The 15,759-nt window shown below is 32.7% G+C and carries 17 protein-coding genes; 12 read left to right on the top strand and 5 right to left on the bottom strand.

The genetic code is table 11. From position 1 onward, the window contains the following. Position 1: 1 nt before the first annotated feature. From WC663_02405 to WC663_02455, 11 genes are all read left to right on the top strand, one after another. Positions 2-802, top strand: coding sequence for a hypothetical protein (locus WC663_02405; GenBank protein MFA6296178.1), 801 nt, complete (start codon positions 2-4; stop codon positions 800-802). A 1-nt stretch (position 803) separates the two neighbouring features. Next, positions 804-1,451 (top strand): hypothetical protein, encoded by a 648-nt coding sequence (locus tag WC663_02410; GenBank protein MFA6296179.1) that lies wholly within the window; start codon positions 804-806, stop codon positions 1,449-1,451. Further along, positions 1,452-2,297: a hypothetical protein gene (locus tag WC663_02415; GenBank protein ID MFA6296180.1), complete on the top strand. Its 846-nt coding sequence runs from the start codon at positions 1,452-1,454 to the stop codon at positions 2,295-2,297. A 1-nt stretch (position 2,298) separates the two neighbouring features. Continuing rightward, a complete protein-coding gene (locus tag WC663_02420) occupies positions 2,299-3,480 on the top strand; it encodes a hypothetical protein (GenBank protein ID MFA6296181.1) in 1,182 nt (393 codons plus the stop codon). Positions 3,481-3,496: 16 nt separating this feature from the next. Beyond that, complete coding sequence (locus tag WC663_02425) at positions 3,497-3,904, top strand: adenylyltransferase/cytidyltransferase family protein (protein MFA6296182.1); 408 nt, start codon at positions 3,497-3,499, stop codon at positions 3,902-3,904. Positions 3,905-3,946: 42 nt separating this feature from the next. Next, positions 3,947-4,264, top strand: coding sequence for a divalent-cation tolerance protein CutA (cutA, locus tag WC663_02430; GenBank protein MFA6296183.1), 318 nt, complete (start codon positions 3,947-3,949; stop codon positions 4,262-4,264). Positions 4,265-4,367: 103 nt separating this feature from the next. Then, positions 4,368-5,609, top strand: a complete 1,242-nt coding sequence (locus WC663_02435; protein MFA6296184.1) for a polymer-forming cytoskeletal protein — start codon at positions 4,368-4,370, stop codon at positions 5,607-5,609. A gap of 109 nt (positions 5,610-5,718) precedes the next feature. Further along, a complete protein-coding gene (gene serS, locus WC663_02440) occupies positions 5,719-6,987 on the top strand; it encodes a serine--tRNA ligase (protein ID MFA6296185.1) in 1,269 nt (422 codons plus the stop codon). A 107-nt stretch (positions 6,988-7,094) separates the two neighbouring features. After that, positions 7,095-8,243, top strand: a complete 1,149-nt coding sequence (gene alr, locus WC663_02445) for an alanine racemase (protein MFA6296186.1) — start codon at positions 7,095-7,097, stop codon at positions 8,241-8,243. 159 nt (positions 8,244-8,402) lie between these two features. Continuing rightward, a complete protein-coding gene (gene murI / locus WC663_02450) occupies positions 8,403-9,194 on the top strand; it encodes a glutamate racemase (GenBank protein ID MFA6296187.1) in 792 nt (263 codons plus the stop codon). Then, positions 9,194-10,318, top strand: coding sequence for an MraY family glycosyltransferase (locus WC663_02455; protein MFA6296188.1), 1,125 nt, complete (start codon positions 9,194-9,196; stop codon positions 10,316-10,318). Before murI ends, WC663_02455 begins: the two co-directional genes overlap by 1 nt. Here WC663_02455 and WC663_02460 read toward each other — a convergent pair. Both WC663_02460 and WC663_02465 read right to left on the bottom strand, forming a co-directional pair. Beyond that, positions 10,310-10,696: a hypothetical protein gene (locus tag WC663_02460; protein ID MFA6296189.1), complete on the bottom strand. Its 387-nt coding sequence runs from the start codon at positions 10,694-10,696 to the stop codon at positions 10,310-10,312. The genes WC663_02455 and WC663_02460 overlap by 9 nt on opposite strands. Positions 10,697-10,800: 104 nt before the next feature. Next, a complete protein-coding gene (locus WC663_02465) occupies positions 10,801-11,148 on the bottom strand; it encodes a response regulator (GenBank protein MFA6296190.1) in 348 nt (115 codons plus the stop codon). 111 nt (positions 11,149-11,259) lie between these two features. Here WC663_02465 and rplU point away from each other — a divergent pair, with 111 nt between their 5' ends. Beyond that, positions 11,260-11,574: a 50S ribosomal protein L21 gene (gene rplU, locus WC663_02470; GenBank protein ID MFA6296191.1), complete on the top strand. Its 315-nt coding sequence runs from the start codon at positions 11,260-11,262 to the stop codon at positions 11,572-11,574. A 158-nt stretch (positions 11,575-11,732) separates the two neighbouring features. Here rplU and recR read toward each other — a convergent pair whose 3' ends face one another. From recR to dnaB, 3 genes are all read right to left on the bottom strand, one after another. Continuing rightward, positions 11,733-12,335: a recombination mediator RecR gene (recR, locus tag WC663_02475; GenBank protein MFA6296192.1), complete on the bottom strand. Its 603-nt coding sequence runs from the start codon at positions 12,333-12,335 to the stop codon at positions 11,733-11,735. Positions 12,336-12,480: 145 nt separating this feature from the next. Further along, positions 12,481-12,774: a YbaB/EbfC family nucleoid-associated protein gene (locus WC663_02480; GenBank protein ID MFA6296193.1), complete on the bottom strand. Its 294-nt coding sequence runs from the start codon at positions 12,772-12,774 to the stop codon at positions 12,481-12,483. Positions 12,775-12,825: 51 nt separating this feature from the next. Beyond that, positions 12,826-15,666 (bottom strand): replicative DNA helicase, encoded by a 2,841-nt coding sequence (dnaB, locus tag WC663_02485; protein MFA6296194.1) that lies wholly within the window; start codon positions 15,664-15,666, stop codon positions 12,826-12,828. Between the last annotated feature and the right edge of the window lie 93 nt (positions 15,667-15,759).

Consider the following 15,759-nt stretch of genomic DNA (forward strand, 5'->3'; position numbering starts at 1 on the left):
TATGTCAAACCCAGAGCAACTAATGCAAGAAAATTTAGCAGATGTCAAAGAACCTCAACAAAATGTTGAAGGTCTTGAAATTGCCAAAACACCTGAATCAGAAAAAGTTATTGAATCTGCAAATAATTTAGCTGGAAAAATTGAACGAGATGAAAAGGTTACAGAAGGAGAAGTTGATGATTTGCGAGAAGCATTGGGACAAATGAAATTTGATATCAATGGAGAAATGATGACCATAGAACAGATTAAAGAAAATCCAGAAATGAAAATAAATTTCAAAATATTTCAAGAAATTCAATCTGGAGATCTACAAAGAAAATATAATGTCGGACTTACGTTAGGGATTACATTTCTTCCTAAAAATATTGCTGAAGTGTTGAGCCATTATAATGGAACGCTTAACTTTCACAGACTTTCATTCATATCGGATTCAGCCGCAGAAGCATTGAGCCATCATAAAGGCACTCTTCATCTTAATAAACTTTCCTCTTTATCCGATAAAGCAGCGGAGTCATTGAGTCGTCATCAAGGATTTTTTCTCTATCTTATTGGGCTGTCTTCCTTATCTGATAAATCTATAGAATCATTGAGCCATTATCATGGTGGGCTTTTTCTCAGTGGTCTTTCTACTTTATCGGACAATGCCGCAGAATCATTGAGTCATCATCAAGAAAGTATTTATCTTGAAGGTCTTTCTTCTATATCTGATGCTGCCGCAGAATCATTAAGCCATCACGACAAGTATTTAGGTGTCTCGCCAAAAATTCAAGAACAAATCAATAAATTTAAAACCAAAAAATAATATGCCAAATCCAGAACAACCAATGAAAGAAAATATAGCCGACATTAAAGAGCCTCAACAACATAATGTTGAAGGTCTTGAAATCGCAAAAACACCTGAATCAGAAAGAGTAATTGAATCTGCAAACAATTTAGCAGGAAAAATTGAACGAGATGAAAAAGTTGCAGCTGGAGAAGTTTATGATTTGCGAGAAGCATTAGGACAAATGAAATTTGATGTTGGCGGAGAGATGATGACAAAAGAACAAATTAAGCAAATTCCTGATCTGCAAGAAAATCTAAAAATAATGAAAGAAATTAAAGCTAGAGATTGTCGTAGAGCAAAGCAACTTACATTTTTAACGCAAAAAACAATAGAAAATTTAGGCAAACTTGTTTATAATTTTCATTTAGACGGGATAACATTTTTGACTGATACTACCGCAGAATCATTAAGCCACCATCACGGAGATCTTTATCTGCTAAACCTCACTTCGTTATCTGACGCTGCTGCTGAATCATTGAGTCACCATCAAGCAGCACTTTTTTTTAACAGACTATCTTCTTTATCTGATGCAGCTGCCGAGTCACTCAGTCGTCATTCAGGACTTCTTGGCCTCAATAACAGCAATCTCAAAAGACAGATAGATAAATTTAAAACCAAAAAATAAATGCCAAATCCAGAACAACCACAACCAATTCAAGAAAATATAGCCGACGTTACAGAGCCTCAACAACAAAATGTTGAAGGTCTTGAAGTTGCTCATGGGGAAGAATTAGAAAATGTTGTTGATGCAGCAAATGCTTTAGCAGAAAAAATTGAACGAGATGAAAAGGTTACAGAAGGAGAAGTTGATGATTTGCGAGAAGCTTTGGGACAAATGAAAATAGATGTTGGCGGAGAAATAATGACACTAGAAGAATTCAAAGGAACTTATCTTGAAATCTTAAAAGAAATCAAATCTGGAAATTTAACAAGAAGTAACGAGCTCCGCTTTTTGACTGATTCTGTTGCTACGACGTTGGAAAACAGTAGAGGTACAATTTTTCTTAGTGGACTTACTTCATTGTCTGATTCAGCCGCTGAAATTTTAAGTCATCATCATTTTGATATTATTCTAAATGGCCTTACTTCTTTATCTGATTCTGCTGCCGAGTCTTTTGGCCATCACCGTGGAAATCTTTTTCTTAGAGGTCTTACCTCTTTATCAGACAAAGCAGCTAAATCTCTGGGCCATCGCTACGGAGATCTATACCTCGATAGTCTCAAAACTTTATCGGATTCTGCTGCTGAATCTTTGCGCCATCTTGATGGAAGCCTTTATCTTGATGGTCTTAGTACATTATCGGATTCTGCTGCTGAATCGTTCAGCAATCAAAGCTGGCGAGTTTATTTTATGGGCTTAGTCTCATTGTCAGACCAGGCAATCGAATCATTAAGTCATTTCAAAGGTAATTATCTTGGAGTTCCAGATAACATTAGTGATAAAATCAACAAATTTAAAACCAAAAAATAATATGCCAAATCCAGAACAACCAATGCAAGAAAATTTAGCAGATGTCAAAGAACCTCAACAACAAAATGTTGAAGGTCTTGAAATTGCAAAAACTCCGGAATTAGAAAAAGTTGTTGACGCAGCCAACGTTTTAGCAGGAAAAATTGAACGAGATGAAAAAGTTACAAAGGGAGAAGTTGATGATTTAAGGGAAGCTTTGGGGCAAATGAAATTAAATGTTGCAGGAATCGAAATGACACTTGAAGAAGCAAAAACAAAAGGAAAATTCTACATTGAATTTCTGCAAGGAAAATTTGAACATCATTCAGAGTTAACAATTCTAACTCCAGAAATGGCACAAATAATCGCTGATAGTCACCGTTGGTTCAGCTTCCCAAAAGTTACAGAAATTTCAGACGAGACAGCGAACATTTTGGGTCGGCATGACAGAGATTTAAATCTTTCGGGCTTAACCTCATTAACTGATAGCGCTGCTAGAGCACTTGCTAGACACAAGGGTAACATGAGTGCCTTAGGTTTATCTGGCTTAACCGAAATTTCTGATGAAGCTGCAAGATGGTGGGGAATGAACAGAAATAGCAGATTATTTTTTAACGGCGTAACAACTCTTTCTGGAGTTGCTGCAGCAAGATTATCAGCACATGAGTCTGATCTTTATTTGGAAAAATTAGTTGCTCTTCCCGAAGACGTTGCTGAAGGACTTGGTCGTTTTGGAGGCTATGAATATAATACTCATATTTTAGATCTGTCTGGCGTTGAAGATCTTTCAGCTGAAAGCGCAAAAAATTTAGTTTCTAATCCCTATAAAAAAATTAATTTAGGACTAAAAAATATTTCTGATGAAGTTGCTGAACATCTAGGTAAATTAAAAGGTGATTTGCATCTTGAATCTCTGACCGAAATTTCATTAGAAGCTGCTGAGGGGCTATCTCATATTGAAGGTGCTTTAGTTTTATCAGGACTTACCTCAATATCGGATGATATAGCGAAAAAATTGGCAAAGGTTAAAGGCGCTCTAAATTTGCAGGGCTTAAAAGAGTTGACTCCAGATGTAGCATCAGCACTCGCAACACATACAGACGAAGATGTTTTGTGGTTGCCAAAACTTCCTGATACTCCAAAAGAAGTTGAAGAAATTCTTGCTGACAAAACAAAAAAAAGATTAGTTATGTGGTGGAAGTAGCTTTAACAATAAATATATGAAAAAAGTTTTAATCTTCGGCACATTTGATCTTTTGCATCCAGGCCATCTCGATTTTTTCAAGCAAGCAAAAAAACTAGGGGACTATCTTGAAGTTATTGTTGCTCGTGATCAAACAGTCAGCGCAATCAAAAAACATCGGACATTATTCAATGAAAAAGACAGATTAGCCAATGTCAAAAATCAAAAGATTGTTGATGAAGCAAAATTGGGAAATTTAGATGATCCATACAAAATAGTAAAACAAGAAAAGCCAGATATTATTGCCTTAGGCTATGATCAAAAATCATATACAGAAGAATTAGAAGACAAAATCAAGGAATTCGGTTTTAAAACAAAAATCGTCAGATTAAAATCATTTAAACCAGAAAAATATAAATCATCGAAATTAAAATTAAATTTGTAAACGGTAGCGACAGGGCACTGCCCTGTCGCTACGCCATACAATATGAACATATTCTATGACATCCACACAACCTGTAAAAATCTAGAAGAAGCCAGAAAAATTGGCCATGCTTTAGTTTTACAAAAATTAGCAATTTGTGTTAATATAATAGAAAAGGTCAATTCAATCTATTGGTGGGAAGGAAAAATAGTTGATGAGAGTGAATCCTTGTTATTATTAAAAACAAAAAAAGAAAAAGTCGATCAAGTAATCAAGTTGATAACTAAAATGCACAGCTATAAATTGCCAGGCATTTCAGTTTACAAAATCGACAAAGTCACAAAAGAAATAGAAAAATGGATTAATGAGTCGTTGAAGTAGTATTCGTAATTCGCAACATTTGCATTATTTGTACTTTGTCCGCCGAAGTCCCGCAGGACGAAGGCGGAGATTTGTATTATATTTATTTAATAAAACCAAACAAATGAAAACAAAAATCCTCGTTTTTGCTTTCGCATTGTTGCTCTTGCTACCGATCGGCTTTGTTTCAGCTTATGACATCAGGAGTACAGAAGGAACAGCAACAATCTCAAGCACAGAAACAATTCAAGACGATCTCATGATCGCCGGACAATCAGTCCAAATTGATGGCGTTGTCTCTGGCGATGTTTATGCAGTTGGACAAACAGTCACAATAAGTTCAGACGCAAAAGTTTTAGGAAATTTATTTACTGCTGCTCAAATAGTAAATATTGATGGAACTGTTGAAGGCGATGTTTTTGCTGCTGGCGCAAATGTAAATATTACTGGCTCAGTAAAAAATGGCATTATGGCTTTTGCTGGAATGATTTCTGTTGCTCCAAAAGCAACTCTAGATAGCAATAATGCAACATTTTTCGGTGGCACAATTGATATTAGTAAAAATGCCAATTTCTCAAAAGATTTAATTGTTAATGGCGGTGTAACTAATTTCAAAGGTACAGTTGATAATAATTTAACAATTAATGCTGGTACAGTTGATGTTTCAGGACAAGTCAAAAAAGATGCAACAATTACTGCTTCGGACAAATTAGTTTTTAATTCCGGTGCTAAAGTTGATGGCAATTTAAATTATACAGCTCCAGAAAAAGCAGAATTTAAGAGCGGATCAAGTGTCTCTGGTGAAACAAAATTTACTCAATTTACAAAAGAACAACAAAAAAATGTTGGCAAGAAAAATCATTCAAACTGGTTTGCAATGTCAGCATTCAAAATCGCTTCAGGTTTTGTCAGCATGATTTGTTTAATTGTTGTTTCAATTATTACGGCTGCAGTTGCAAAAAAATACAGCTTAAATTTTGTTGAACAATTAAAAACAAAGACTTGGGCATCATTAGGTTGGGGCCTATTAGTTGTTTTTGTTGCACCGATTGCTATGCTAATCTTGTTTGTAACAATTATTGGAATTCCATTGGCTTTGCTAGTTTTACCAATTTACATTGTCTTAATGTATTTTGCAAAAGTATTTGCTTCAATCTGTACAGGCTACTTCATTATCAAATCAATCAACAAAAAAGAACCAAATTTGATCTTATCAGCAGTTTTAGGTGTTATTGTTTTGAGCATAATAATGATGATTCCATTTATAGGATTTTTAGCAAAATTAGCTGTAATTTCTCTAGGTATTGGTGGTATTATTCTAGCTTGCAAAGCATATCATAAGAATTCTTCAGCAAAAAAAGCCTAACTTAGTTACAGATTGACAATTTCGTGATTTTCTTATAACTTATAAGCAAACAGTTAACAGTTAACATTTTACAGTTAACAGTTAATTGTTAATAGTTAAGTGTTATTTTATGCTTGATATTAATCTTATCAGAAAAGACAAAAAATTAGTCATGAAAGCTCTTCATGACCGCAATATGAAGTTTGATATTGATCATCTTTTAGATTTAGATTTGGAAAAAAGAAGATTGCAAATGAAAGTTGACGAACTTCATGCCAAACAAAATAAAGCATCTGATGAGATTGCAAAGCTTGAAGGCTCAAAAAAACAACAAGCCATTCTTGATATTAAAGGTACTTCTGAGAGATTAAAAGACCTAGAATCAAAATGCAACAAATTAGATGAAGAGCTTGAAAAATTAATGTATGAACTTCCAAACATACCAAGACCAGATGTTAAAGTTGGCAAGAATGAATCTGAAAATGAAGTTATTAAAAAAGTAGGCGAGCCAACTAAATTTGATTTTGATCCAAAAGATCATTTAGCCTTAGGCGAAAAATTAGATTTAATTGACACAAAGAGAGCTGGAAAAGTTTCTGGTTCTCGTTTTAATTATTTAAAAAGAGAATTAGTTTTGTTAGAATTTGCTTTAGCCAGATTTGTCATTGATGAATTAACTAAAGACGGATTTATTCCAGTTATTCCTCCTCAAATCGTTTCTGAAAAATCAATGCAAGCAATGGGTTATCTTGCTCATGGCGGAGAAGAGGAGACTTATCATTTTGCAAAAGACAAACAATATTTTATCGGTACTTCAGAACAATCGGTTGGTCCAATGCACATGGATGAAATTTTTAAAGAATCAGATTTACCAAAACGTTACATTGCATTCTCAACTTGCTTTAGACGAGAAGCAGGATCCTATGGCAAAGATACTTATGGAATTTTACGCCAGCATCAATTTGATAAATTAGAAATGTTTGTTCTTGCCAAGCCAGAAGAATCAGACAAAGAGCATGAATTTTTATTAGGTCTTGAAGAAAGATTAGTCAAAGCTCTAAATTTGCCTTATCAAGTTGTCAAAATGTGTACAGGCGATTTAGGTGATCCAGCAGCTCGAAAATATGACATTGAAACTTGGCTTCCATCACAGAAAAAATATCGTGAAACTCATTCTGCATCAACTTGCACAGATTTTCAAGCTCGCAGATTAAACATCAAATATCGCGATACAGAAAAAAATAAAAATGAATTTGTTCATACTTTGAATGGCACAGGTTTTGCCATCGGCAGAATCTTAATTGCTATCATGGAAAATAATCAACAAAAAGACGGCTCAATAAAAATTCCAGAAGTTCTATGGGGATATTGTAATATCAAAGAGATCAAGCGTTCATAATTTTTGTCCATTTGTTTCATCCGCGTGAAATCAGTTGAATCAGTTTCGGCGGATTTAACGGATTGCAAGCGGATATGTATCGATTTAAATAATGTAATTCAGCAAAAATGATTAATTACAGAACATGGCTTGAGATAAATGAGCAAGCCCTAATTTATAATTTACAGCAATTCAGAAAAATTATCGGCTCTCAAAAAATTTTAGCAGCAGTAATAAAATCAAATGCTTATGGGCATGGACTTTTAGAAGTTGCTAAAATTTTAGAAAAATCAGAAGCTGATTGGTTTATTGTTGACTCAATTGATGAAGCACTCACACTAAAACAAAAAAACACTAAAACAAAAAAACAAATAATTATTTTAGATTATACAATTTTAAATAGATTAGAAGATGTTGTTAAAAATGGTTTTCGTCAAGTAGTTTATAATAAAGAAACAATACAAAAGCTTGGTGAAATTTCAAAAAAATTAAACAAAAAAGTTTATATTCATTTGAAATTAGAAACTGGTATTTCTCGCCAAGGAGTTTTAGAAGAAGAGATCAAGGATATAATTAAATTAATTAAGAAATTTCCAAATTTAATTTTGGAAGGTATCTTAGCTCATTTTGCAAATATAGAAGATACAACTGACCATTCTTATGCGCAAATGCAATTAGAGAGATTCAAGAAAATGATTGCTATTGCTGAAAAAGAATATGGCCAAAAAATTAAAATCAAACATACTGCAAGTTCTGCAGCAACAATATTATTTCCAGAAACTCATTTTGATCTAGTTAGAACTGGCATTAGCATTTATGGCTTTTGGTCATCAAATGAAACAAAATTATCAGCTACTCACAAAAAAATTAATTTTAATTTAAAGCCAGTTCTAGAATGGAAGACAATAATTGTAAAAATTAAAAATCTAAAAGCTGAAACTCCTGTTAGCTATGGACTAACAGAAATTTTGCATCAAGATTCAAAAATCGCTGTTGTGCCAATTGGATATTATGATGGTTTTGATCGCAAATTATCTAGCATTGGAAATGTTTTGATTAAAGGCAAGCGCTGCAAAATTTTAGGTCGTATCTGCATGAATATGTTTATGGTTGATGTCTCGCATATTGAAAATTTGAAGCTTGAAGATGAAGTTATTTTGATAGGCAAGCAAGGCAATGAACAAATTACAGCTGATGAAATTGCCAAAAAGATTAATACAATAAATTATGAAATTGTGACACGTATTAATCCGCTGATTAAAAGAATTATTGTATAAATTACAAATCCCAAATCCCAAATCCCAAACAAATTACAAATAACAAATTACAAAGATTTTTGTTTGTGATTTGGAGCTTGTGATTTGTTTGGAATTTGTCACCCTTCGGGTGATCTCCCGTAGGGAGAGAATTTGGAATTTGTTTTTTAAGTTAATATTATGATAGGAATTTTCGATTCCGGCGTCGGCGGTCTGACCGTTGCTCGCCAAATTATAAAAAAATTACCAGAATATCAGATTATTTATTTTGGTGATACAGCTAGGACTCCTTACGGAAATAAAAGCAAAGAAACAATTATTAAGTATGCAATTCAGGATACTAAATTTTTATTGAAAAATGGTGCGAAAATAATTGTTATTGCTTGCCATACAGCCTCAGCAGTCGCTGCAACAGAACTTCGAAAAAAGTTTCCAGATGTCCCAATTTTTGATGTTGTAAAAGCTGGATTGATTAAAGCTGAAAGAGTCACAAAAAATAATAAAGTTGGAATTATCGGAACAAGAGCAACAATTTTTAGCCAAGTCCATGAAAATTATTTAAAAAAACTTAATAAAGACATCAAAGTTTATACTGAAGCTTGTCCATTGATTGTTCCACTAGTTGAAGAAGACTGGATCAATCGTCCTGAAACAAAAAAAATTGTAAAATATTATCTAAAGCCTTTTCGAAAACAAAAAATAGACACTTTAGTTTTAGCTTGCACTCATTATCCTTTAGCAAAAGAAGCAATCAAAAAAGCAATCAAAAGAAAAATTAACATTATCGATCCAGGAGAAGAAGTAGCAAAAGAATTAGAGCTATTTTTGAAAAATCATCCAGTAATTGAAAAAAGATTATTAAAAAGCAAGAAACACAAATTCTTTGTCAGCGATATTCCATTCAAATTTCAAGAATTTTCCGAAAAAATATTAGATCAAAAAATAAAAGTCAAACAAATAAGTCTTGATTAATGGAAATATTATTTACCAAATTTAATTTCGTACTAGCATTTGCTTTGGCTTTTTTGGTTACTTTATTATTCACTTATCTAATTAGAAAAGTAGCTTTACAGTATCAGATTGTTGATCGTCCCAACAAAAAAAGAAAAATTCACCGAAATAATATGCCACTCATGGGAGGACTGGCAATTTATCTCGGTTTTTTTATTTCGCTTAGCTATTTCATTTTAATCGACAGAGATTTTTTTAGTGGTTACATGTTGCCAAAATATATTTTAGGATTAGCACTGGGAGGATTAATCCTAATTATTGGTGGAATTATTGATGACAAATATAATCTAAGTCCAAAAAAACAATTTATTTTTCCTATTATTTCTTGTTTAATTGTTATAGTTTCTGGAATCGGAATTACATTTATCAGTAATCCATTCGGCAACACAATCAATTTAGATGAAATAAAAATACAGCTTTTTACGATTAATAATATTCCATATTTTTTCACAGTTTTTGCTGATATTTTTACATTGATTTGGTTGCTTGGCATGATTTACACTACAAAATTCTTAGATGGTATGGATGGATTAGTTTCTGGAATTTCTGTAATTGCATCAGTCATATTATTTTTCTTAAGCTTGAGTACAAAAGTCATGCAACCAGAAACAGCTTTGCTCTGCATTATTTTAGCTGGTGCATCATTAGGATTTTTAATTTTTAATTTTCATCCAGCCAAGATATTTTTAGGCGAAGGCGGAAGCACACTCATCGGATTTATGTTAGGCGCACTAGCTATAATATCTGGTGGCAAAATCGCAACAGCATTATTAATAATGGGCATACCAATTCTTGATGTTATTTGGGTAATTTTAAGACGTATCTTTAAACACAAATCTCCATTCGAAGCAGACAGGCAACATCTTCATTTTCGCCTTTATGATTTAGGCTTCTCACAAAGAACAGCTGTCATTTTTCTCTGGTCAATTTCAGCATTATTTGGCCTTTTTGCACTCTTTATTCAAGGCAAGGATAAAATATTAGCCTTTGCTATATTACTTGGCTTAATGGTCATTTTAGCGATTTTACTTGTAATTTTTTTCAAGAAAAAACAGACTAGAAAGTCTGTAAAAGGTTCAAGGTAAAATGCAACAAGGATCAGCAATGATTTGATCACAAAGATCTTTACAAAGTGGCAAATGAGGGATGCCTTTCATTTGGCAAAGTTCAACAACCTGAGGCCCAATAATTTGTCCGCCAACTTCTTCTGCATAAAGTACGATTTTGATTTTGCTAGCAACACCATCCATTAAATCATTGTTAGCAGCATGAATGTCAGTTACTTGAATAACAGTATAGGTTTGCATCAACTGTCTGTTCATTCTAACTCGAAATTCATTTCTTAAATCACTGACAATATAAATAACGAAATTCTTATACTTATCGCTTTCTTCATCAACACTTGGTTTTCCTTCAGTTTCGCTATCTACAGCAGGATCCTTAGCAAGCTTTTTTCGGCCCATCTCTTTTTTCCCTCCGCGCCTCCGATCCAAATATAGAATAGCAGATTATTTGCATCTGCACAAATTTAAATAAAAAAAAGACAGGTTTACTGTCAAAAAAAGAGCTACAGCTTTGAAAAAATTGAATGAACGAGGTCGACCAAGATCGGAATCTCAGTCTTCCCCCAGAAATACTCATAGTTTTCCGCCAGCTCTTCTCTCGCACTGCTCATCACAATGCAAGGAATATTGGCAGAATCACAGTATCTCTTCACCACATCGCCACAGGCAATAGGCATGTGGTAATCAGTGATCACGAGGTCGAAATGCCCCTGATTATTGAGAACATCCAGGGCGTTTCGTCCATCGCGAGCACATGAAATTTCATAATCTTCCATCTCCAGAAACATCATGATCGTTTCCCTGTTATCAGCATTGTCATCGACCACCAGGATCCTCTTGCTCCCCCCCATTTCACCCCCCCTTTGCCACCCCCCAGGTGACAAATAATGATATCATAGAACATCAAAAAAGTCAAGAGAAAAAGACTTGACCAATCTAAAAAATAGGCATATACTGAATCTATGACAAAATTTGCAATTATAAAAACAGGCGGAAAACAATACAAAGTCTCTGAAGGAGACATTATTTTAATTGACAAAATTCTAGAGCCAAAGAAGACTTTAGAATTTAAAGAAGTGCTTTTATTCGTTAATGAAAAAGATACTAAGATTGGTGCACCAAAAATTTCAGGAACAAAGGTAGAAGCTGATGTTTTGAGAGCAGAAGTAAAAGGCGATAAGGTTTTGACTGTTAAATACAAGTCTAAAAAAAGATTCAAAAAAACAGTTGGTTTCAGACCAAGATACACAGAAGTAAAAATTACAAAGATTTCGTAATATAATACGAATTTACGAATTTATGCAAATGTTGCAAATATGCGAATCATACAAATACTAATATAATAATAAAAAAGACTGCTAGAAATAGCAGTTTTTTGTTATTAAAAAACCGCATATAAATTAACGGTTTTAAAATTAGAAATTAGAAATTAACGCTAGTATTCTTTTCTTCCTTTCATCGCATTACTTAAAGTCACTTCATCAGCATATTCCAAATCTCCGCCAGAAGGAAGACCGCGAGCAATTCTTGTCGTTTTTATACCTAATGGTTTTACTAATTTTGCAATATACATTGCTGTTGCTTCACCCTCAAGATTTGGGTTAGTTGCCAATATAATTTCTTTTGTTTCTGGATTTTGTTTTAAGCGATTCAGCAATTCATTAATTCTAAGATCTTCAGGACCGACATTATTTATCGGAGAAATTGAGCCATGCAAGACATGATATTGACCATTGAATTCGCCAGAAGAATTAATCGCTACAATATCCATTGGTTCTTCAACAACGCAAATCAAAGATTTATCGCGTCTAAAATCAGAACAGATCGGGCAAGGATTTTTTTCAGTCAAATTAAAACAGCAAGAACAGAAAGTTACAGTCCTTTTTAATTCAGATAAGGCTTTTGCAAAAGATTCAACATCAGAAGCATTGGATTTTAATAAATAAAAAGAAAGCCTAGAAGCAGTTTTAGGACCAATGCCAGGAAGTTTGGAAAATTCAATTATTAAATTTTGTAATGGTATTGGGAGTATGTTCATAAATAAATAACAATTAAGATACAAGAAACAAGATACAAACAAATTACAAATTCAAAAAATCAATAACCAAACACTTTTAACACTAGCTAGTTTGGTTATTATAATTTGGATATTGAATATTGTTTGTTTCTTGTATCTTTTAGTTCTACATTTGTGGCATTTGGATTTCACCAGATTGCATTTTTCTCATCATCATAGCTTGCAATTCTTTGTTTGCTTTTGAAAAAGCATCTTTGATTGCGTTTTGCAATTTGTCTTGATTACCAGCAACTAACAATGATTCGTCAATAAAAACTTCTTTAATTTTCTGACTGCCATCCATTGAAATTTTTACTTGGCCATTTAATGCCTCGCCAGTTATTAATTCTGATTCTAATTGTCTTTTCATTTCGCTAGCTTGTTTTCTTAAACTAGCTAAATTTTTTAGCTGCTCAAACATTATTTTAAAAATTACTTTATAAACTTTATAACTTTAAGAACTTTATAACTTTTATATTTCGCGTCTTTTCTCCAGATTTCTAAAACTCGCTACATTTTGTTCAAAGAATAAATCAACAACTCCTGTTGGTCCATTTCTATGTTTTTTAATATGAATTTCTGCAATATGTTTTCGATCTGTATCTTTTTTATAAACTTCTTCGCGATAAATAAACATAACAACATCAGCATCTTGTTCAATACTACCACTTTCTCTTAAATCTGACAATTGTGGTATCTGCGGAGTTCTATTTTCTACAGCACGAGACAACTGCGATAATGCCAGTACTGGCACATTGAGTTCGCGAGCAATACCTTTTAGCGCTCTAGATATTTCTGAAACCTCTTGAACTCTGCTTTCTGTATTTCTTCCTTCCATCAACTGCAAATAATCAACAACCAAAAAACCTAATCCATGTTCAGCATGCAATCTTCTTGCTTTTGTTCTGATTTCCATAATGTTTGAAGAAGGGGAGTCATCAATGAATAATGGCGCTTCTGATAAGACGCCCATTGCATGTCCAATTCTTGGAAAATCATCATCTTCTTCGCGATCAGAAAGTTTTCCAGTTCTCATTCTCCACAAATCAACATTCGCTTCAGAACATAATATTCTATCAACCAATTGTTCTTTTGACATTTCAAGACTGAATATGCCAACTGGAATCTTTTGCTTGGCAATATTTTTAGCAAAATCAAGAGCAAGAGATGTATTATGTACCAAAAAATCATTAGCGATAAAATTGTGCGTTGAATTTATTGATAAATCATAAACTTGTTTTTTGCCAATATATTTTATACTTTTTATTTTATCCCAAACTATGTCGCTTTCAGCTAATTCTAAAAGCTTTTTTGATTTTAAAACTGTTGCTAATTTTTTAATAGTTTCTCTTCTTGGATTTCGTCTAAAAGCATGAATATTATGAGTTAACGGCAAATTTAATTTTTTATAAATTTCTTGCCATGTTTTTTTGCCTTTCGCTTTTTTGACTAAATGCCAAACCTCAATTGGCAGAGTATCATAAGTCCAGCCAGATGTTTTTTTATTTACGAATTTTTCTAATTTTGCAAGCTGTTTTTCTTTGCCAAAAATTCCAATTTCTTTTGCAAATCTGCTAATATTTTCTTTATTCCTTATTTCTATTTCAAAAGCAGTTCTTACTTCATTATTATATTTAATTTTTTTAATTCTTAATTTGCTTATTATGCCAAATCTCAATAATAAATGTTGGATTTGTTTTATTAATTTTTCCGATATTGATGAATAGGATAATCCATAATTATTTTTGCCTAAATAAGCAGAGCCATCACAAGAGAATAGGCGATTCAAAAATAATGCAACAAATTCTTTTTTTAAGCTAAATATAATCTCTGGTACGAACTTATTGCCAGCTGATTTACCCATTAGATCTAATTGTTTTAACCACTTAGTAACAGAATTACTATCTTCCAATTCATTACGCAACTTTTTAATTTGGTTTTGAGTTTTAAGCGGCAATTTTAAATAATCTAATATACTTTTTAAAGTTTCACATGTTGGCAACCAATGACCATTGATAATAGCTGAAAAACCCGCGTGGCTTAAACCAATACTTTTTTCAATATCCATTTGTTTTTGATTTGTTTTTATAACAAATGTTTTTAGCAATTCGCCAAACTTTTTTATTTTTTGCTTATCTTTAATTTTCGTACTAGAAACTCTAAAACTTGGAGTTCTTTTTCCGTTAAAATCAGATAACATAAATTTCACATTAGGAAATTTAGTAACTGAATTTTGAAAATCAGAAATTATCTTTTTATTATTGTTTGTAAAAATAGGGCAGTGTGTTGTTAAACCACCATCAGCAATAAAATAAGCAAGGCATTTAACTTTATGAGATTCAAGACTTTTTTTACCAAATATCGGAATGACTCTAGGACGACCAATCCGCTGACCAGCTTTTAATTTTAATAATGGCTTCCATCCGTCAATTGTCAAAAAAGGATGCGTCAAAGTTGTCTTGATTTTATATCCAAGCGCTGTTTCAATTTCATAAACTGGTTTTATATGATCATCCAAATAATTGCTAATTTCAGTTTTCTGTATTTTTAACTCATTATTTAGAGTCAAAATATTTCTTAATTTTTCTTTGTATGCCTTTTCAATTGTTAACATACTGCCTGTTTCAGGATCAATTATTTCCGTATCTGCTGTAACGCATTTTCCCATACTAGGTCTAGCAGCTAAAATAATCAAATCAGATCGCTGAAATCCAGCCAATACATTATCAAGATCTGGAAAGCCAGTTGGAATTCCACGCAATTTACTGCCATCTCGATGCAATTCATCAATTCTCTCAAAAGCATCAGTTAAAACATCTTTAATAACAATAAAATTTTGTTTTAAATATTTTTGAGAAATGCCAAATAATTTTTGTTCAGCTTCATCCAATAATTTTTCTATATCTTTTCCTTCTTGATAACCTAATCTTGAAATATCGCCAGCTGCAGTAATCAATTTTCTTAAGGTTGATTTTCTCTGAACTATTTTAGCATAATGAATAATATTTCCAGCTGTTGGCACAATGTTTGCAAGAGAAACAAGATAGCTTCTTCCGCCAATTAAATCCAAATGTCCTTTGTCAGTTAAAGAGTTCGCCAAACTTACCACATCAATTGGTTCTCTTTTTTCGTACAACTCAAGCATTGAAGAAAAAATCATGCTATTCTTTTCTTCATAAAAATCTTCAGACCGCAAAAAATCAGAGACTTTGATAATCGCATCTTTATCAATCAAAAGAGAGCCTAAAACAGATTTTTCAGCTTCTTTGTTTCTTGGTGGCAATTTTTCAACAACGTCGTTTTGGTTTTCCATGATATAACAATACATCTCGTTATGGCTGGTTTCAGAGTCCTCTCTGAAACCACATCAACGATTATTAAGTGGTTGCAGAAAGGATTCTGCAAC

The organism is Patescibacteria group bacterium, assembly GCA_041662665.1.
GTDB lineage: Bacteria > Patescibacteriota > JABMPQ01 > JABMPQ01 > JAQVVF01 > JAQVVF01.